The sequence below is a fragment of the Algihabitans albus genome (assembly GCF_003572205.1).
GTDB classification, from domain to species: domain Bacteria; phylum Pseudomonadota; class Alphaproteobacteria; order Kiloniellales; family DSM-21159; genus Algihabitans; species Algihabitans albus.
In genome coordinates this window covers 232728-250926 of sequence record NZ_QXNY01000003.1, presented here as the reverse complement: position 1 = coordinate 250926, position 18199 = coordinate 232728, and the positions used below count along the sequence as shown (strand labels likewise).

General features: G+C 63.0%; 14 protein-coding genes. 9 read left to right on the top strand and 5 right to left on the bottom strand.

Going from position 1 to position 18199, the window contains the following annotated elements; all coding sequences use genetic code 11:
• Positions 1-21: 21 nt before the first annotated feature.
• Together DBZ32_RS07890 and lptF are read right to left on the bottom strand one after the other, a co-directional pair.
• Positions 22-1959 (bottom strand): polysaccharide biosynthesis protein, encoded by a 1938-nt coding sequence (locus DBZ32_RS07890; protein WP_119166598.1) that lies wholly within the window; start codon positions 1957-1959, stop codon positions 22-24.
• Between the two features lie 89 nt (positions 1960-2048).
• Positions 2049-3185, bottom strand: coding sequence for an LPS export ABC transporter permease LptF (gene lptF / locus DBZ32_RS07885; RefSeq protein WP_119166597.1), 1137 nt, complete (start codon positions 3183-3185; stop codon positions 2049-2051).
• A gap of 159 nt (positions 3186-3344) precedes the next feature.
• Here lptF and cysD point away from each other — a divergent pair, with 159 nt between their 5' ends.
• Together cysD and cysC are read left to right on the top strand one after the other, a co-directional pair.
• On the top strand, positions 3345-4139 hold the full coding sequence (gene cysD / locus DBZ32_RS07880; RefSeq protein WP_119166596.1) for a sulfate adenylyltransferase subunit CysD: 795 nt from the start codon (positions 3345-3347) through the stop codon (positions 4137-4139).
• Between the two features lie 16 nt (positions 4140-4155).
• Entirely contained in the window at positions 4156-6060 is a 1905-nt protein-coding gene (gene cysC, locus DBZ32_RS07875; protein ID WP_119166595.1) for an adenylyl-sulfate kinase, read from the top strand.
• Between the two features lie 23 nt (positions 6061-6083).
• Here cysC and DBZ32_RS07870 read toward each other — a convergent pair whose 3' ends face one another.
• The 3 genes from DBZ32_RS07870 to DBZ32_RS07860 all read right to left on the bottom strand — a co-directional run bounded on the left by DBZ32_RS07870 (position 6084) and on the right by DBZ32_RS07860 (position 9684).
• A complete protein-coding gene (locus DBZ32_RS07870; protein WP_119166594.1) occupies positions 6084-7061 on the bottom strand; it encodes an NAD-dependent epimerase/dehydratase family protein in 978 nt (325 codons plus the stop codon).
• 261 nt (positions 7062-7322) lie between these two features.
• A complete protein-coding gene (locus DBZ32_RS07865; RefSeq protein WP_119166593.1) occupies positions 7323-8603 on the bottom strand; it encodes a nucleotide sugar dehydrogenase in 1281 nt (426 codons plus the stop codon).
• 163 nt (positions 8604-8766) lie between these two features.
• On the bottom strand, positions 8767-9684 hold the full coding sequence (locus DBZ32_RS07860; RefSeq protein ID WP_119166592.1) for an NAD-dependent epimerase/dehydratase family protein: 918 nt from the start codon (positions 9682-9684) through the stop codon (positions 8767-8769).
• Between the two features lie 335 nt (positions 9685-10019).
• On the opposite strand from DBZ32_RS07860, the gene DBZ32_RS07855 reads away from it, so the two are divergent.
• Genes DBZ32_RS07855 through DBZ32_RS07825 form a run of 7 tightly spaced genes read left to right on the top strand, consistent with a single transcriptional unit; the run spans position 10020 to position 18197 of the window.
• Positions 10020-11072 (top strand): C4-dicarboxylate TRAP transporter substrate-binding protein, encoded by a 1053-nt coding sequence (locus DBZ32_RS07855; protein WP_119166591.1) that lies wholly within the window; start codon positions 10020-10022, stop codon positions 11070-11072.
• A 15-nt stretch (positions 11073-11087) separates the two neighbouring features.
• A complete protein-coding gene (locus tag DBZ32_RS07850; protein WP_119166590.1) occupies positions 11088-11600 on the top strand; it encodes a TRAP transporter small permease in 513 nt (170 codons plus the stop codon).
• A complete protein-coding gene (locus DBZ32_RS07845; RefSeq protein ID WP_208539147.1) occupies positions 11597-12940 on the top strand; it encodes a TRAP transporter large permease in 1344 nt (447 codons plus the stop codon). The genes DBZ32_RS07850 and DBZ32_RS07845 overlap by 4 nt, the downstream gene beginning before the upstream one ends.
• Positions 12937-13716: an IclR family transcriptional regulator gene (locus DBZ32_RS07840; protein WP_119166589.1), complete on the top strand. Its 780-nt coding sequence runs from the start codon at positions 12937-12939 to the stop codon at positions 13714-13716. The genes DBZ32_RS07845 and DBZ32_RS07840 overlap by 4 nt, the downstream gene beginning before the upstream one ends.
• A 12-nt stretch (positions 13717-13728) precedes the next feature.
• Positions 13729-15819 carry a 3-hydroxyacyl-CoA dehydrogenase NAD-binding domain-containing protein gene (locus DBZ32_RS07835; protein ID WP_119166588.1) on the top strand — a complete coding sequence of 697 codons (2091 nt, stop codon included), beginning with the start codon at positions 13729-13731 and terminating at the stop codon, positions 15817-15819.
• On the top strand, positions 15816-16991 hold the full coding sequence (locus DBZ32_RS07830) for an acetyl-CoA C-acyltransferase (RefSeq protein ID WP_119166587.1): 1176 nt from the start codon (positions 15816-15818) through the stop codon (positions 16989-16991). Before DBZ32_RS07835 ends, DBZ32_RS07830 begins: the two co-directional genes overlap by 4 nt.
• Positions 16992-17003: 12 nt before the next feature.
• Positions 17004-18197 carry an acyl-CoA dehydrogenase family protein gene (locus DBZ32_RS07825; protein ID WP_119166586.1) on the top strand — a complete coding sequence of 398 codons (1194 nt, stop codon included), beginning with the start codon at positions 17004-17006 and terminating at the stop codon, positions 18195-18197.
• The last annotated feature ends 2 nt before the right edge of the window (positions 18198-18199 follow it).

The window sequence follows — 18199 nt, the reverse complement described above, 5'->3', positions numbered from 1 at the left end:
CTATCCTGTTTGGTGCCGGCTTCAGCGCACCTTTCGCGGTAGTTCGACGATCTCCGCGCTGTGATGCCATTCGGGGACGAGTTTCGCCAGGAGCCGTTGCACCTGGGCGTCGTCTTGAGCTCGCGCCGCTGCGAGCAGATCGTCGAGTCCGCTGATGAGCGCCGCTAGATCGAGTGTTCGCGGAGCGGCGAGCAGCAGGCCTGGTTGGTCCGTCGCGACGAGCGTTTCCTGGTCGTGAAACAACTCCTCGTAAAGCTTTTCACCGGCCCGCAAGCCGCTGAAGACGATATCAACGTCGCGGTAGGGTCGCTTGCCCGACAGGCGGATGATCTGCTCCGCCAGTTCCACGATCTTGACCGGCCGCCCCATGTCCAAGACGTAGATCTTGCCGGCTTCTTCGGACTGGCGGTGGGCCCCGACCGCAGCCGACTGGAGCACCAGGCGCACGGCTTCGCCGACCGTCATGAAATAGCGGGTCATGTCCGGATGGGTCACGGTCAAGGGTCCGCCGCGCATCAGTTGATCCTGAAACAGCGGGACGACCGAGCCGGTCGAGCCCAGCACATTGCCGAAGCGCACTGTCACGTAGCGTGGCCCGCTTCCTCTGCGCCGGGCTTCAAGGTCCAGGGCCTGGCAGTAACTTTCGGACAGACGTTTGCTTGCGCCCATGACATTGCTGGGGTTGACTGCCTTGTCTGTCGAAATCAGGACCATGATGGCGACGCCATGCCTGTTGCAGGCGTCGGCGACGTTGCGGGTCCCGGAGACGTTCGTCAGTACGCCCTCGACCGGCTGGGCCTCGACGATCGGAACATGCTTCAGCGCGGCCGCGTGAAATACCAGTTCGGGGCGCACGTCCGCGAAAACCCGCTCGAGGGCCGCCGCATCGCGCACGTCACAGAGGTGCGCGATGCGTGGCAGCGATACCCAATCCCGACTCAATTCGCGATCCATGCGATAGAGATTGAACTCGCTGGACTCCACGAGACTGATTTCCGATGGGTCCTGTGCGGCGAGCTGACGGACCAATTCGCTGCCGATCGAGCCACCGGCGCCTGTCACTAGAACTCGGCGGCCGATCACCATCTGCCGGACCGGTTCGGGATCCAACACGATCTGCGGGCGGCGCAGCAGATCTTCGATCGCGACCGGTTGCGGTAACAAGGGCTCGCTGCCTTGCGAACGCTTGAAGTCGGTCAACTGCGGCAATCGGTCGAGCGTGACGCCGTGGTCTTCGGCGAGAGCGAGCAGCATGTTCATCTGCTCGCGCCGCAGTTCCTTCGTCAGAATGATGCGCTGAGGTCTGCGCCCGCTCTGGGACGTCATCTGGGCAAGGATCTCCGGAAGTTTTCCGAGATCGCCGACCACGGGTATGCCGCGGATCCGTCGGCCAACGCGGCGGCCCTTCTCGTCCACGACTGCCAGAACCTCGTAGTTCGCGTCGCGTTTCAGCGACGAGATGAAGAGTTCGGCGGAGTCGCCAGCACCGATCAGCAGTACCGGAACCCTTAGATGTGTATCGCGCTCCAGAACGTGGTTCAGACCACCGTCCTTCAGCAACCGGTAGAGCAGGCGTGGGCCGCTGAGCAACGCTATCAGCAGCAGCCAGGTGACGATCAGAGAGCTGCGGGGCAGGGTGTCGAGACGGGTGACCATGAACGTGATCGGCAGGAACACCAACACGGCGAGCGTTGCCGCTCTCACAATACCGAGCATGTCGTTCAGCGATGCGTAGCGCCAGATGCCCCTGTAAAGGCCCGTCGTCAGGAAAACGGCGCCGGAGACGACGCCGAAGATCACCGCGGAAATCCAGAGATCCCACTGGGTCAAGTCTTCGGCTCTTTGGAAACCGAGCCGCAGCAGGAGAGCCAACACGAACGCGGTGACGGCCATCAGAACGTCGTGCAAAAGCGCCAGACTCGCACGGCGGAAGTAGATTGAGGCCAAGAATTTTCTCATGGATTTCTACGGATTGAAGTGAAGTTGCGGTGACGAAACTTTTTTAACACCAGAATAGAAATCAGTCGCGCAATACGGCCCTGCGACCATCACTTCGAGGTCGAGATTTGCGCCGCCACCGCTGAGCGGCGGCCGATCCAGCGTTCCGGTTTGGCCCAAAAAATCATCCAAACCATCAGGAGATTCGGCAGAATCATACTCGCATAGATCAAGGGTAACAGACTGAGATCGTTGGCAACCATATCCTCCACCGCGAGAACCTGAACCTGAATCAAGGCAACGATCACTACGGCGAGCAGGATTCGTTTCCAGTAGCCGCGCCGGCTGAACTCTCCTGCCAGGAAGGGCGCCACGCCCAACAGGACGAGAGCCGGCGTGTAGAGGGGTAAAGCGAGGCGCTGATGACCGTTCGCGAGAAGTTCTCCGCGGTGGCGTTCGTCGAGGAAGTTCTGTGGCGGACGGAAAATCTCGTGGAGGTAGCGCTCCGGCGGTTCCCGCCAACTGCGCTGCTCCTCTCCGCCTTCGTCCGCCAATTCCAGCGCATAGCGATCGAAGCTGAGATTTGAAAGCTCTTGGGTGCTTCGGTCGAACTGCTGCCTCTGGCCGCGGTAGAGAATGAGGACGGGCCCCAACTCTCCGCTCGTGATCTCGCTGACCTCGGACATGATTGTGATGGGATTTGCCGGTTCGCGAGTGTCGTGGACCAGGACGTCCAGCAACTGGCCCTCCGCTGTGCGTTGGCCGACATAGATCACGACGTTTTCGTCGATTTCCGTGAAGATCCCCTCTTGCAGCAGAACCGCAGAGTAGTTGGTTCGAATGTCGTGCTGCAGGTCCTTGAAACTCCTGAAGGACAACGGCAGCACATAAAGAGTGATCAGGAACATCAGCAAGGTCACCACGACCCCCAGCAAGAGGGCCGGTCTGGCCACCTGTACCTGGCTCAGCCCGCAGGCCCGCATGACGATCAATTCGTTGTCTGTGGCCAGTTTGTTGTAGACGAAGACGACCGATACGAAAGTCGCGATCGGCATCACGATCGTTAGAAAGCTCGGCATCAGCAGAGCGGCGAAGATCACAAATTTCTCCGCCGGCAAGCCACGATTGATGATGTAGTCGAATAGCCGCAGCGACTGGGTGAGCCAAACCGTGAAGGTCAAGGCTAGGCTGGTGGCAAAGGTCGTCCCCAGCAATTGCAGCAAAACGTAGCGGTCGAGGGACTTCATCCAGCCGTTAGGCCACGCTTGCTGCTCGAATGCAAGTCAGAGGGCCACGAAATCGCCACTTGCGAAACGATAAGTCATCTTTCTATGACAGGCGATACGGACAGTCGCTAAAGGGGCTGCAACCGAAAGTCTGACTTTAAACCCTCGATAAGGGCCGTGATGGACCGCTTGGATCAACTGGAATCGCAATCGCTTTTCATTCTGCGCGAGGCCTACGCTCGCCTGGAGCCTCTCTCGATGCTCTGGTCGCTGGGCAAGGACTCCAACGTCATGGTCTGGTTGGCACGGAAGGCTTTCTTCGGGCGCGTCCCCTTTCCCGTCGTGCTGCTCGACACCGGCAATGAGCTGGATGAGGTCTATGCCTTCCGTGACGAATACGTGGAGACGTGGGGCCTCAGCTACATCAATGCCGATTGTCCGGCGCTGGAAGAGACCGATCCGACGCTGCCGCTCAATTCACGCCACGCGGCGCGCAAAACGTTGGGGTTGAAGCGAATCATCGCCGATCAGGGGTTTCGCGGGATCTTTCTTGGCATTCGCCGCGACGAACAGGCGGTGCGCGGCAAGGAACGGGTCTTCAGTCCGCGTGACGAGTCCGGCACCTGGGACTACAAGGACCAGCCGGCGGAGTTCTGGGATCAGTACAAGACGGAGATCCGGCCGGGCGCGCATCTGCGCATCCATCCTCTCCTCGCCTGGACCGAGGTCGACATTTGGCGCTACATCCAGCGTGAGCGCATTCCCGTGGTACCGCTCTATTTCGCGCGCGACGGCTGGCGCTATCGCTCGCTCGGCGAAAAGGATATCACCCGGCCGATCCGATCGCAGGCCGGCACCATCGAGGAAATCATCGCCGAGCTGGAGACGACCCGGCAGCCCGAGCGGGCCGGCCGTACCATGGACCATGACAGCGAAGACGCCTTCGAACGTCTGCGCGCCAGCGGCTATATGTGATCGAGTTCCCCAGGAAATGACTCATACTTCCCTTAATCCCGCGCCGCGGGAACTGCTCAAGCTCGTCGTCGTCGGCCACGTCGACCATGGCAAGTCTACTCTGGTCGGCCGGCTGCTCTACGACACCGACGCCCTGCCCGAGGGTAAACTCGAGGAACTGCAAGCCGTATCGGCGAAGCGCGGCATGGCGCTGGAGTGGTCCTTCGTGTTGGACTCCTTTCAGGCCGAGCGTGATCAGGCGGTGACCATCGACACCACCCAGATCCGCTTCAAGACCGACAGGCGCGACTACGTGATCATCGACGCGCCTGGGCACCGCGAATTCCTGAAGAACATGGTCAGCGGCGCCGCCGAGGCCGATGCTGCGATTCTGGTGATCGACGCGGCCGAGGGCGTGCGTGAGCAATCGCGGCGACACGGCTACCTTCTGCATCTGCTCGGTGTTCGGCAGGTGGCCGTCGTGGTCAACAAGATGGATCTGGTCGACCACGACCAGTCCCGATTTGCCGAAGTGGCGCAAGAGGTTACGGACTATCTCGCAGGGATCGGGGTCGAGCCGGCTGCCATTCTGCCCATCGCTGCGCGCGAGGGCGCCAATGTCGCGGCATCCAGCCCGGAGCTCGCCTGGTTCAATGGCCCCAGTTTGCTCGACATGCTGGATCGTTTTCAGAGCGTCACGCGGCCCAGCCTGCAGCCCCTGCGCCTGCCGATCCAGGATGTCTATCATTTCGACGAGCGGCGCATTCTGGTCGGCCGGGTCGAGAGCGGCGTGCTGCGCGCCGGCGACACGGTGCTGTTCAGCCCGTCGAACAAGACGGCCCGGGTGCGCAGCCTCGAGGCCTGGAACGCCGAACCTCCGCTCGAGGCTCATGCCGGCCATTCGGTCGGTCTGACCTTGGAGGAACAACTCTTCCTCGAGCGTGGCGAGGTGATGAGCCATGAGGAGCGCCCTCCGCAACTTACCAACGTCTTCAAGACGACGCTGTTCTGGCTCGGCCATGGCGCGTTGGAGCCCGGCCAGAAGCTGACGGCGAAGCTCGGGACCGCACGCTACGCGGTCGAGGTCGTGGCGATCGAGCAAACCATCGATACCGATAGCCTCGAGCGGCGCAGCGGCGAAGCCCTGCAGCGTAACGGTATCGGCGAGGCGGTGCTGCGCAGTCGCGCGCTCATGGTGGTCGATGAGGCACAGACCTTGCCGCATAGCGGACGTTTCGTGCTGCTGGATGGCTTGGATCTGGTCGGTGGGGGCCTGATTTCGATGGAGGGCTACCCGGACCAGCGCAGTGTCATGCAGGTTCGTGCCTCCAACGTATTCTCGGTCGAACATGGCGTGTCGCGCGAGGAACGCTGGGCGCGCAGCGGCCATAAGGGCGGGGTGATTTGGCTGACCGGCTTGTCCGGCGCCGGCAAGTCGACCTTGGCGATGGCGCTGGAGCGCCTGCTGTTCGAACGCGGGTATCAGGTCTACGTGCTGGATGGCGACAACGTGCGGCGCGGCCTCAATGCCAACCTCGGCTTCTCGCCAAAGGACCGGGCGGAAAACATTCGCCGCGTCGGTGAGGCGGCTGCTCTTTTCGCCGATTCCGGAGCGGTCTGTATCACCGCCTTCATCTCGCCTTACCAGAGCGACCGCGACCGCGCCCGTGCCGCGACCGAACGCCTTGTGCCTGGCGGGTTCCACGAGATTCACGTGGCCGCCGACCTGGCGACCTGCGAGCAGCGCGATCCCAAGGGCCTCTATAAGAAAGCCCGTGCCGGCGAGATCGCCGACTTCACTGGCGTCAGCGCTCCTTACGATCCTCCAAGCAACCCGGATTTCGTGGTCGATACCAACGCGCTCTCGATCGAAGACGGTGTTGCCGAGCTACTCGAGTTCTGCCGGTCGCGTATCGCCTTCGACCCGCCGAAGAGCAACTAGTCGAGGGTAGAAAGCCTCTCAGCCTAGAGTCCGGTGTAACCGCGAAACCACTCGACGAACCGCGGGATTCCCCTCTCGATGCTGGTCGTCGGCTCGAAACCCAGATCGCGTTGCGACGCTTCGATGTCCGCCCAGGTCGCCGTCACGTCGCCTGGCTGCATCTCTTCGAGACGTTTCTCAGCCTTGCGCCCGCAAGCCTGCTCAATCACCTCGATGAAATGCAGGAGTTCCTCGCAGCGGTGGTTGCCGAGGTTGTAGACCTTGTGAGGGCGCCCCTCGGCGCCGCTGGGCGGCCGGTCCAACGCGGAGATGACGCCTTTCACGATGTCGTCGACGTAGGTGAAGTCCCGGCGCATCTCCCCATGGTTGAATACATGAACCGGCTGACCCGTCAGGATCGCCTTGGTGAACAGCCAGAGCGACATATCGGGACGTCCCCATGGCCCGTAGACCGTGAAGAAGCGCAGACCGGTGGCTGGAATATCGTAGAGGTGGGCGTAACAGGAGCTCATCAGCTCGTCGGCACGCTTGGTCGCGGCATAGAGCGACACCGGAGCGTCGACGCGATCCTCGACGGAGAAAGGCAGCTCCGTATTGCCGCCGTAGACGGACGAAGAGCTGGCGTAAACGAAGTGCTTCAGTCCGGCGCGCGCGCGGCAAGCCTCCATCATCACCAGATGTCCCATGACGTTCGAGCGCACATAGACATAGGGATCTGTAAGTGAGTGCCGAACACCGGCTTGAGCCGCTAGATGGATCACCCGGTCGATCTTCGGATGCGCCTCGAACGCGGCGAAGACCTCCTCGCGTTCGGCTAGCTCGACCTTGTGGAAGCTGAAAGCCTCGCGCCGCTGCAGTGTCTCAAGGCGCGCCTGCTTCAGAGCCGGGTCGTAGTAGTCGTTGAGGTTGTCCAAACCGACCACCGTCTCGCCGCGATCCATCAGCGCATGCGAAACCTGCATGCCAATGAAACCGGCTGCTCCAGTGACGAGGACGGTCATACGGGTCTCCTTCGACGAGTCAGGCCGCACCGACCTGCTTGCGAGGCGGATGGTCGGGAAGCGGGCTCGGCCTCGGACGGCAGAGCGGAGGAAGGCCTCCGGCAGGCCTGCTGACCGCTTTCCAAATTCACAAGTCGTATGCCGCCTCGAAGCTGGCGGTGTCTAGCCCTGAGTTGGACGGTGATGCCTCGTCAGCGCATCATGTGCCAAGTCCGGCCTGGATCCGGTGGCTGGGAGAGGCAGCTTCGGTCGCCATCCGGTCTAGAGGCTCCAGTAGTGTGCGCCTGCCGGCAGCGCCGCCGGGTCGAGCATCGACTTCACGTCGACAACGGCCCCGCCGGGGCGCAGACCGGCCAACAGGTCGGCTTGCGGCGCCGACTTGAACTGTCGATGCGCCACGGCCACCACGATACCCGAGAGGTCGTTGAGCGCCTCGAAACCGACGAGGTCGCAGCCGTACTCGTGGCGCGCCTGTTCCGGATCGGCCAAGGGATCGTGCGCCAACGGTATCGCGCCGTAAGCCGTCAGCTCTTCGATGATGTCGGGCACGCGGCTGTTGCGTAGGTCGGGCACGTCCTCCTTGAAGGTCAATCCCAGAACGCCGACCCGCGCGCCACGAATCTCCATGCCGGCGGCGGCAATCTGCTTGATCGTCCGCTCGGCGATGAAGCGGCCCATCTGATCGTTGATCCGGCGTCCCGACAGGATGACTTCCGGGTTGTAGCCCACCGCTTGAGCCTTGGCCGTCAGGTAGTAGGGGTCGACCCCGATACAGTGGCCGCCGACCAGACCTGGGGAGAAGGGCAAGAAGTTCCATTTGGTGCGGGCTGCGGCCAGGACGTCGGCCGCGCGGATACCCAGGCGATCGAAGATGATCGACAGCTCGTTCATCAGCGCGATGTTGATGTCGCGCTGGGTGTTCTCGATGACCTTGGCGGCTTCGGCGACCTTGATGCTGGCGGCACGGTACACGCCAGCCGCGACAACCGTTTCGTAGGCCTTGGCGACGCGCTCCAGCGTGGCTTCGTCCTGGCCGGAGACCACCTTGACGATCGCTTCGAAGGTGTGGACCCGGTCGCCGGGATTGATGCGCTCCGGCGAATAGCCGAGTGTGAAGTCTCGGCCCAAAGTCAGGCCCGAAACCTCGGCCAGCAGGGGGCCACAGACCTCCTCGGTCACACCGGGATAAACCGTGGACTCGAACACCACGATGCAGCCAGGCGTAAGATATGGCGCGATCGTCCGACAGGCGCTCTCGAGCGGCCGCAAATCCGGCTGTTTGTTGTCGGTAACCGGTGTTGGAACGGTCACAACGAAGAAGGTCACGCCGGCCAGGTCCTCGGGACGGTCGCTCACCTGGAGGGCGGTGTCGCGCAGGTTTTGAGCGTCGACTTCACCGGTCGCGTCGCGGCCGGCCCGCAGATCGGCAATCCGTTGCGGGTCGATGTCGAAGCCGACCGTGCCGGGCATACGGCCGGCGAAGGCGAGCGCGACGGGCAAGCCCACATAGCCGAGTCCGATCACCGCAATTTTCTCGTTCATCGAAACTCCTTCGTCCTCGCGGGCAGTGCGGCAGTGAAGTGAACGCTCGCCTTTTGGCATCGGCAGGCGATCGCATACACGAGGAGCTTAGAGTCAGACAACGTTCAAAGCCGATGGTCTTCAGCCACGTGACCCCGTGACCGGGCGGCGGCTTCGCTCTGTCTTACTCGGTCCGAACCGTCCCTCGCCGTGCTGCGGCGAAGGCGGCCAACCCTTCCGCGAGACCTCTGCGCGGTACCCAGGCCAGCCGCTCGATCGCCGGGCTGGGCGCGACCTCCAGGGAGTCGACCAATTGCCCGATGGTTCGCGTCTGACGGGTCAATCGTCCGGCCAGCCGCAGGAGGGCGACCGGAATCGGCAGCAGGCGTGCCGGCTTGCCGAGCGCTTCGCCGAGAGCGCGGATGAGCTCAGCCGTCGATACCGGGGTACGGTCGGCCGGCAGGAAGATGCCTCCCGGCGCTTGAGGATGCGATGCCGCAAGCAGCAGCAGGTCGGCCAGGTCCTTCGCGTTGACCAGGGAGCGTCTGTTGCGCACCGCGCCCAGTGGGAGCGGCAGTCCGCGCGCGACCGCGTCGGCCAAGCGGGCCAGGTTGGCTTTGGCGCCGGCGCCGTAGACCAGGGGGGGGCGCACGATGACCAGTTCTAAGCCTTGGTCCACCAGTCCGGTCAGGGCCTCTTCCGCCTCCAGCTTGGCCCGGGCGTAGGCGGACTGCGGATTCGGTCGGTCTCCTGCGTGGAAGGCTCCGGCACCGCTCGACGCTCCATGGACGGCGATCGTCGAGACGAAGACGAACCGGTTGACGCCACGCGCCAGCGCCGCCTTCGCCAAGGCCAGAGGGAGATCGCGGTTATCGTGTCGATAGGTCTCCGGCGCCACGGGATCGCTAGCGTGAGCGCGCCCCGCCAGGTGGATCACGGCGGCTCCAGGCCGGCCGGCCAGCGCTCTGTCCAGCCGGTCACTGACCGGATCTCCGGCACGCAGCGAAAGAGCGACCGCCCGAGCGCCGGCGTTCGCCATGACATGCTGTCCGATGAAACCGGTGGCGCCGGTGACCAGAAGTGGGGGCGAAGAATCGCTCATATGGAGGGTCCGAAATGGCGTTGAAAGTTCGAGGCCCTACGCGAGTCGCCTAAGCCTTGCGGGAGCGGACCAGAAAATGGGGGGTTGGACAATGCCGATGCGCCGACTGCGGTCCTTGCGTCGATGAAAATGGCGCGAAACCGGGCTTGCGAAGCTCGCCCGTCGCAACCTCCGATCATCCCGCTAGGGGAAGGACTTTCTAGAGATCATAGAAGCTTGCGCCGCACCCGCGAAAGCCTCCGTTGGACCATTGATCTTGAGGCGCTTTACACTTAGCCTGACAAAAAATGGAACTGAGTTCCACATAGTAGAATTTATACTTAAGGGAAGACGGCATGACCAGTCACATCAAAACGCTTGCGATCGCGCTGGCGTTGAGCGGCGTCGCGGCCACGGCTGCGGCAGAGACCGTTCTGATCCATGGCGAGGCGGGACCGAACCGAGGCGCCCGCGCCGAAGCGCTTCAGTGGTTCGCCGATCAGATCGCCGAACGCTCGGACGGCGAGATGCGGATCGACATCCAATGGGGCGGTGCGTTGTTCAAAGCCAATGCCGCCATGCAGTCAGTCGGCAATGGTGTTGCCGACACGGGTACGGTGATTGCCGTCTACTATCCTCAGGAGATGGCGGGTTACGGCATTTCTGATCTGCCCCTGGACAATCCGGACGCCTGGGTCGGCATGCGGGCGACGGACGCTCTGATGCGAAAGTCGGATGCCATTGCACAGAACCTCGCCGACAAGAACTTGGTCTACATCGGAACTTTCACGACCTCGGCCGTGCACATCGGCTGTGCCGATACGGCCATCAATACGACGGACGACATCGATGGTCTGAAGGTCCGTGGCACCGGCGCCTATGGCAAGGTCTTCGGTGAGTTCGGTGCGAATATGGTCAACATGTCGATCTACGACGCCTATCAGGGGCTCGACACGGGGTTGCTCGACTGCTCGCAGGGCTACAGCTATGCCGTCACCGCGCTGAAGCAGGCGGAGGTGATGGACAGTTACACCTTGCTCGATTGGGGACAGGTCGGGGGTGTCGGTATCTTCATGAACCTCGATGTCCATGAAAGCCTGAGTGCAGAAGAGCAGGCTCTTCTTGCCGAAGTCGGTTCCGACATGGCCGACGAGTTCGGGCGGTTGATCACGGCAGCGAACGATGCCGCCGTCGAGGCGATGCGGGGTCAGGGCGTGGAGGTCATCAAGCTGTCGGAGGAAGAGCGCGCGAAGCTGGTTGCGGCCGGCGAACCCTTTATCGATGAGTGGGTCGATACCGCCAGCCGTGTTGGCCTGCCGGGCGATGACCTTCTGACCGATTACCGCAGTCTGATCGCCGACTATACCGAGGAGCGCGATACTCAGGGCTACCCCTGGCAGCGAAACTAGCGAACCGGCGCGGCAATGCTGAGACGTCTGGAAAGCCTTCTGCTGGGCCTCGGCGTTGTCGCGGTGATCGCACTTGGTGTGCTGATCACCGCCAACGTTGTGGCGCGGGCGGTCTTCGACACCGCGCTGCCCGACAACGTGACCCTGGTTCGGGAGCTGATGGTGGCGGCCATCCTCTTGCCGCTGGCCGCCGCCACCGCGGCACGTGCCCATGTCTCCGTCGAGTTCGTCAGCGACCGCATGGGGCCGCGTGTGCGCTCCTGGCTGATCGTGCTGGGTTCGGTGGCCGGGATGCTGGCCCTCTCGCCGTTGATTTACGCAGGCTGGCAGGAACTGGTTCGAGACTGGACCTCGGGTGCTTTCTTTTACGGTGACCTGAATCTGCCCAGATGGCCCGGCCGTCTGCTCTTCGTCGTGGGAATCGGAGCCTGTTGGCTGCGGCTGGCGGAGCTCGCGATCCGCGATCTGCGAAGCATCGCCAGGGGCGAAGCGGTGGACCCCAAGCATAAGATAACCGAGGCGGAATGATCGACCCGACAACGATCGGAGTTGTGGCCTTCGCCGCAGTCTTGGTGCTGCTGGCGCTGCGGGTTCCCATTGCCTTCGCGCTTGCCGGCGTCGCGACGGTTGCGTCCTTCATCATCTTTGCCTTCCGAACCGGCGACTTCCTCTTCGAACGGGCCGTCCGCGCCACCACGTCGATGGTCTACTCCAACTCCTTCGACCTCATTCACTCCTACGATTTGAGCATGATCCCCTTGTTCGTGGCGCTCGGTCATATTGCCTACCGCGCGGACATCACCACGAAAATCTATCACGCCGCCAAGGTCTGGCTGACGCGTCTGCCGGGCGGTGTCGCCATGGCCTCCGTCGTCGGCTGCGGCGGCTTCTCCGCGATCACCGGGTCGTCCATCGCCTGCGCCTCGACCATGGGGCGAATCTGTACGCCGGAAATGCTGCGCATGGGCTACGATCCGCGCTTGGCAACCGCAAGCGTCGCGGCGGGCGGAACGCTGGGCTCGCTTATCCCGCCCTCCGTTCTCTTCATCATCTACGGCATCTTCACCGAAACCTCGATCAGCCAACTTTTCCTTGCGGGCGTCTTGCCGGGACTCTTGACACTGGCCGGTTTCGTTCTGGTCATCGCCGTCTGGGTCAACCGCAATCCGGAAATTGCTCCGGCGGGCGGAGAGATCATAGGCCGGCGTGAGCGTTTTCGGGCGATGTTTGCGGCTTGGCCCGCACTCTTGTTGTTCTTCGTCATCATCGGCGGCATCTACGGTGGCATCTTCACGGCGACCGAGGCAGCGGCGGTCTGCGTCTGTGCCGCGACATTGATCGGCTTCGCGCAAGGCAAGCTGACGCTGGCCGACCTATGGGAAAGCGTGAAGGAGACCTGCGTCCAGACCGCCGCCATCTTCTTCATCGCGGCGGGCGCCAAGATCTTCGTCGCCTTCATCGCCTTGACCGGCATCGCTCCCGCGATCGTGGAGACCGTAACGCAGGCGGAAATCTCGGTCGTCGTGCTGCTGATCTGTATCGCAGCGATCTATCTCTTGCTCGGAATGTTCCTCGATCCCATCGGAATCATGGTTCTGACGCTGCCGCTCATGGTGCCCCTGGTGGAGAGCTACGGTTGGGACCTGATATGGTTCGGCGTCGTCGTCATCAAGCTGCTTGAAATCGGCTTGATTACACCGCCTGTCGGTCTGAACGTCTTCGTCATCGCCAACGTGGTGGGGCGCGAGGCGCCAATCGACAAGATCTTCGCCGGCATTGCACGTTTTTTAAGCGTCGACATCATCGTGCTGATCCTTATCATCGCCTTCCCGGTGATGTCCCTGCTCTTGCCCATGGGAATGCGATGAGCGGCCAGAGCAACCCGGACAAACGATTCTTGAACACGCTGGCGCGGGGGCTGAGCGTGCTACGCGCGTTCCGTGCCAGCGACGACGGCTTGAGCCACATGGAACTGGCAGCGCGCACCGGCTTGCCGAAAAGCACCTTGTCCCGCCTCGCCTTCACGCTCTGCGAGACGGGCTACCTCAGCCATTCCTATCGCAACGACCGCTATCGGCTCGGTCCCGCGGCCTTGGCGTTGGGAAACATTGCGACCGCCTCGATCTCCTTCGTCGATACGGCCTCGGGTATCATGCAGGAGCTGGCGGATAAGACAGGTACACTGGTGGTCCTGGCGGTTCGCGACGACCGTAAGCTCATGCTGGCGAAGACTTGGCGGCCCGTCGGCAAGGCCTCGATCTGGCTGGAACCGGGCCACCGGATTCCGGTTTACGGGTCGTCCTCTGGCCAGGCGATTGCCGCCACCTTGGACGACGCACGTTTCGAGGCGGGCAAACCGAGCGACGAGATGCGCGCCTTTCGGCAACAAGGCTATGCGCAGCTGATCGCGTGGGGCTTCACGATTGCCTCTGCCGAGATTCGTTTTGCGACGACGATCAACGCCGTCAGCGTGCCCTTCTATGCGCAGGAGTACGGCGAGCCCGTGGCTTTTAGCTGCGGTGCGCTGCCCGATGTCTTGACCGAGACGCGGATGCAGCAGGAGGTCGGCCCCGCACTGAGCGCGGCCGTACGTGAGTTGGAACGGATGGTGAGCCGAGGACCGGCGCTGGTAAGGCGCGGCTGAGAAGGGGATGAAATGAACGACGTTGTGGTTTGTGATTTGCAGGGCGACGTGGCGGTTTTGCGTATTCAGAATCCGCCGGTGAACGCCCTGAGCCAAGCTGTCCGACAAGGCTTGATGGATGGAATCGTCTGGGCGGAGCAGAAGGCCCGGGCCGTTTTGATCGTTGGTAGCGGTCGTACGTTCATCGCCGGTGCGGATATCAGCGAGTTCGGAAAGCCGCCCCGGGACCCTTGGTTGCCCGAGGTCTGCAACCGAATCGAGGCGAGTCCGATTCCTGTTGTGGCCAGCCTCCACGGCACGGCCCTTGGCGGTGGCCTCGAGGTCGCACTGGCTGCCCATTATCGAATCGCGGTGCCGGCGGCGAAAGTCGGGCTGCCGGAAGTCAATCTTGGTATTCTGCCGGGCGCGGGTGGCACGCAGCGCCTTCCCCGTCTGACGGGGGCGGAAGCAGCCCTGGAGATGATCACCTCCGGCCGGCATGTGCCGGCGGCGGAAGCCCGGACGCTTGGGATTATCGATGAGATCGCCGACGGCGAGCCGGAGGCGATCGGTCTTACCTACGCGCGGCAATTGATCGAGCAGGGGCATGGTCCGCGACCGGTTTCCAAGATGGCTAGTCCGGCGCCGGTGGATTTCGACGCTTGGCATGACAAGGCTTTGAAAGCGGGCAAGGGCCAGATTGCCCCCGCCACGGCCGTTCGCGCGGTGCAGGCGGCCGGCGAACTGCCCTTCGCGGAGGGACTAGCCCGCGAGCGGGAGCTGTTTTCCGGCTTGATGGCGTCGCCCCAGCGCGAAGGTTTGATTCACGCCTTCTTCGCCGAACGGGCGGTCGCGAAACTACCGGAATTGAAGGAGGTTGCGGCGCGTCCTGTCGGGACTGTCGGCGTAATCGGCGGCGGTACCATGGGAGCGGGTATTGCCGCCTCCGCACTCCTCTCGGGCCTGACCGTCGCGCTGGTCGAGCGAGATGACGCCGCGGTCGAGAAGGCGCGCGGCACGGTGGAGACACTGCTGGGCACTGCGGTCAAGCGCGGAAAGCTGGGCGAGCCGGCCTTCGCCGAGATCAAGGCGCAGCGCTTCACGGTCGTGACGGACTTTGCCGCCCTGGCCAACGCCGATCTGGTGATCGAGGCCGTGTTCGAGGATATGGAGGTGAAGCGGGAGGTTTTCCGCCAGCTCGATCCGGTGGCGAAGCCCGGTGCGATCCTGGCGACCAACACCTCCTATCTCGATGTCAACGAGATCGCGGCGGTGACAGCGCGGCCTGCCGACGTGATCGGACTGCACTTTTTTTCACCGGCCCATGTCATGAAACTTCTGGAAATCGTGGTCGCCGACGCGACCGCACCGGAGGTCGTGGCGACTGGCTTTACGCTGGCGAAACGGCTTGGCAAGGTCGCGGTGCGTGCCGGCGTTTGCGACGGTTTCATCGGCAACCGCATCCTTTCGACCTATCGCGCTGCGGCGGACCATATGGTGCTGGATGGCGCCAGCCCCTATCAGATCGACCGGGCTCTTGTGGCCTTCGGATTCGCGATGGGCCCCTTTGCGGTCTCCGATCTCGCGGGGCTCGACATCGGTTATGCGACGCGCAAGCGCAAGGCGGCGACGCGAGACCCGCGCGAGCGCGTGCCGAGCTATGCCGACCGTCTCTACGAGATGGGTCGTTACGGCCAGAAAACCGGTCGCGGCTACTATCTCTATAGCGAGGGGCGGCGTGCGGGGATCGAGGATCCGGAGGTCGAGGCAATCATTGCTGCGGAGCGAGACGCTTTGGGTATCACCCCGCGCGATTTTACGGACGAGGAGATTCAACGCCGCTACATGACCGCGATGGTCAACGAAGGCGCGCGGGTCGTGGAGGAAGGCATTGCGCGCCGTCCGCTGGATGTCGACGTGACCCTGCTCTACGGCTACGGCTTCCCCCGTTGGCGGGGCGGGCCGATGAAGTGGGCGGATATGGTTGGCCTGAACGATCTTCTGCGGGACATCGAGGCCTTCGCCAAGGACGACGCCTTCTTCTGGCAGGCCGCGCCTCTGTTGCGGCGCCTTGCCGACGACGGCCGAACCTTCGACGAACTGAATAAGCAGGCGAAAGTATGAGACAGGCTGTCATCGTCTCGACGGCGCGCACCGGTCTCGCCAAGGCGCATCGCGGATCCCTGAACCGGACGCACGGCGCGACCATGGCCGGTCATGTGATCCGTGCGGCCGTCGAGCGTGCGGGGGTGGTCCCGGAGACAGTCGAGGACTGTGTGCTGGGGTGCGGTTACCCGGAGGGTGCCACGGGCCGCAACGTCGCACGGCAAAGTGCCATCCGTGCGGGTTTGCCGGTCGGTACGGCCGGAATGACCGTGAACCGTTTTTGCGCCTCGGGTTTGCAGGCTATCGCTCTGGCGGCTCATGCCATTACCGGCGAAGGCGCGCGGGCGATGGTTGCAGGCGGGGTGGAGAGCATTTCCTTGACTCAGCCGCCGCCGGTTAACGTGCCGGAAGATTGGATCCAGGAGCATAAGCCTCAGCTTTATCTGCCGATGATCGAAACCGCGGATATCGTTGCCGAGCGCTATGGTGTGAGCCGCGAGGCTCAAGACGATTACGGGCTTCGCAGCCAGCAGAGAATCGCTGCCGCACAGGCTGCCGGGCTGTTCGACGAGGAGATCGTTCCCTTCGAGACGGTCATGACGAAGAAAGACCGCCAGAGCGGAGAGATCAGCGAAGAGACGGTGACGCTGATCGGTGACGAGTGCAACCGGCCCGACACGACCGGAGAAGGCCTGGCGGCGCTTAACCCAGTACGCGGTGAGGGTTGCTTCGTCACGGCCGGCAACGCGAGTCAACTTTCCGATGGTGCCGCGGCTCTGGTTCTAATGGAAGCGCAGGAGGCTGCGAAGGCCGGAATCGAACCGCTAGGCGCGTTTCTTGGTTTTACGGTGGCTGGTTGCGAACCCGACGAGATGGGGATCGGCCCGGTTTATGCCGTGCCCCGTCTGCTGGAGCGCGCGGGCCGCTCCATCGCCGATATCGACCTCTGGGAATTGAATGAGGCCTTTGCCTCTCAGGCGCTCTATTGCCGGGACCGGCTGGGGATCGACGACGAGCTCTGCAACGTCAACGGCGGCTCTATTGCCATCGGTCATCCCTTCGGGACGACCGGTGCGAGGATGGTGGGACATTTGCTGCGCGAGGGCCGGCGGCGTGGCGCCAAGCTCGGGGTCGTGACGATGTGCGTCGGCGGTGGCATGGGCGCCGCGGGTCTGTTCGAAATCTACTGAAGGAGAGGGACCGTGGACTTGAGCGACACTCCCGAAGAGCTGGCCTTTCGCGAAGAAGTGCGGGCCTTTCTGTCAGCGCATCTGCCCGCACGCCTGTCCGATCGTGTGCGCGCCGGGAAAAGCCTGAGTAAGGAAGATCACGAGGCCTGGCATGCGATGCTGAATACGAAAGGCTGGTTGGCGGGAAGCTGGCCCAAGGAATACGGCGGCGCCGGCTGGAATGCGGTCGAACGCCACATTTTTGAAGAAGAATGCGCCCTTGCCTACGCACCGCGCATCCTGCCCTTCGGTCTCGCGATGCTGGGACCGGTGTTGCAGGCTTTTGGTTCGCCGGCGCAGAAGGACTATTGGCTGCCCCGTATCCTGAGTGGCGCGGACTGGTGGTGTCAGGGCTATTCGGAACCTGGGGCGGGTAGCGATCTGGCCTCCCTCAAGACCCGTGCCGTGCGGGACGGCGATCACTACCTCGTCAACGGGCAGAAGACCTGGACCACCCTGGGCCAGCACGCCAACATGATCTTCTGCCTCGTCCGGACCGATCCGGCTGCGAAGGCGCAGGAAGGCATCAGCTTCCTGCTGATCGACATGACGGCACCGGGGGTCGAGGTGCGGCCTATTCTCCTGCTCGACGGTACGGCGGAGGTGAACGAGGTTTGGTTTACCGATGTGAGAGTTCCCGTCGAAAACCTGGTGGGCGAAGAGAATAAGGGCTGGACCTACGCGAAGTATCTGCTGACTCATGAACGCACGAACATTGCGGGGGTCGGCTTCTCGATCGCCGGCCTCGAACGCCTGAAGCATATCGCGCGGATCGAACGCTCGGGTGGACGCCCCCTGATCGAGAATCCCCACTTCGCCGCGCGCCTGGCGAAGGTGGAGATTGATCTGATGGCCATGGCGACGACCAACCTTCGTGTGATCTCCAGGGCCGCCGAGGGTCAGGCGCCTGGTGTCGAAAGCTCCATGTTGAAGGTCAAGGGGACGGTCATCCGGCAGGAGATCAACGATCTGACCCGGCGTGCGGTCGGACCCTATGCCATGCCCTTCGTCAGTGAGGCCTTGGAGGGTGCGAACGAGCCTCCTGTCGGTCCAGACTACGCCGGACCCGTGGCCGCTCAGTACTTCAACAATCGAAAGCTCTCGATCTACGGCGGCTCCAACGAGGTGCAGCGTCAGATCATTGCCAAAACCCTGTTAGAGCTCTGAAC

Coding starts and splice junctions, on each gene's coding strand:
- DBZ32_RS07840 (WP_119166589.1), top strand. CDS start 12,937: ATGAGCGGCCAGAGCAACCCGGACAAACGATTCTTGAACACGCTGGCG.
- DBZ32_RS07845 (WP_208539147.1), top strand. CDS start 11,597: ATGATCGACCCGACAACGATCGGAGTTGTGGCCTTCGCCGCAGTCTTG.
- cysC (WP_119166595.1), top strand. CDS start 4,156: ATGACTCATACTTCCCTTAATCCCGCGCCGCGGGAACTGCTCAAGCTC.
- DBZ32_RS07860 (WP_119166592.1), bottom strand. CDS start 9,684: ATGAGCGATTCTTCGCCCCCACTTCTGGTCACCGGCGCCACCGGTTTC.
- DBZ32_RS07830 (WP_119166587.1), top strand. CDS start 15,816: ATGAGACAGGCTGTCATCGTCTCGACGGCGCGCACCGGTCTCGCCAAG.
- DBZ32_RS07890 (WP_119166598.1), bottom strand. CDS start 1,959: ATGAGAAAATTCTTGGCCTCAATCTACTTCCGCCGTGCGAGTCTGGCG.
- DBZ32_RS07835 (WP_119166588.1), top strand. CDS start 13,729: ATGAACGACGTTGTGGTTTGTGATTTGCAGGGCGACGTGGCGGTTTTG.
- DBZ32_RS07855 (WP_119166591.1), top strand. CDS start 10,020: ATGACCAGTCACATCAAAACGCTTGCGATCGCGCTGGCGTTGAGCGGC.
- DBZ32_RS07870 (WP_119166594.1), bottom strand. CDS start 7,061: ATGACCGTCCTCGTCACTGGAGCAGCCGGTTTCATTGGCATGCAGGTT.
- DBZ32_RS07850 (WP_119166590.1), top strand. CDS start 11,088: ATGCTGAGACGTCTGGAAAGCCTTCTGCTGGGCCTCGGCGTTGTCGCG.
- cysD (WP_119166596.1), top strand. CDS start 3,345: ATGGACCGCTTGGATCAACTGGAATCGCAATCGCTTTTCATTCTGCGC.
- DBZ32_RS07865 (WP_119166593.1), bottom strand. CDS start 8,603: ATGAACGAGAAAATTGCGGTGATCGGACTCGGCTATGTGGGCTTGCCC.
- lptF (WP_119166597.1), bottom strand. CDS start 3,185: ATGAAGTCCCTCGACCGCTACGTTTTGCTGCAATTGCTGGGGACGACC.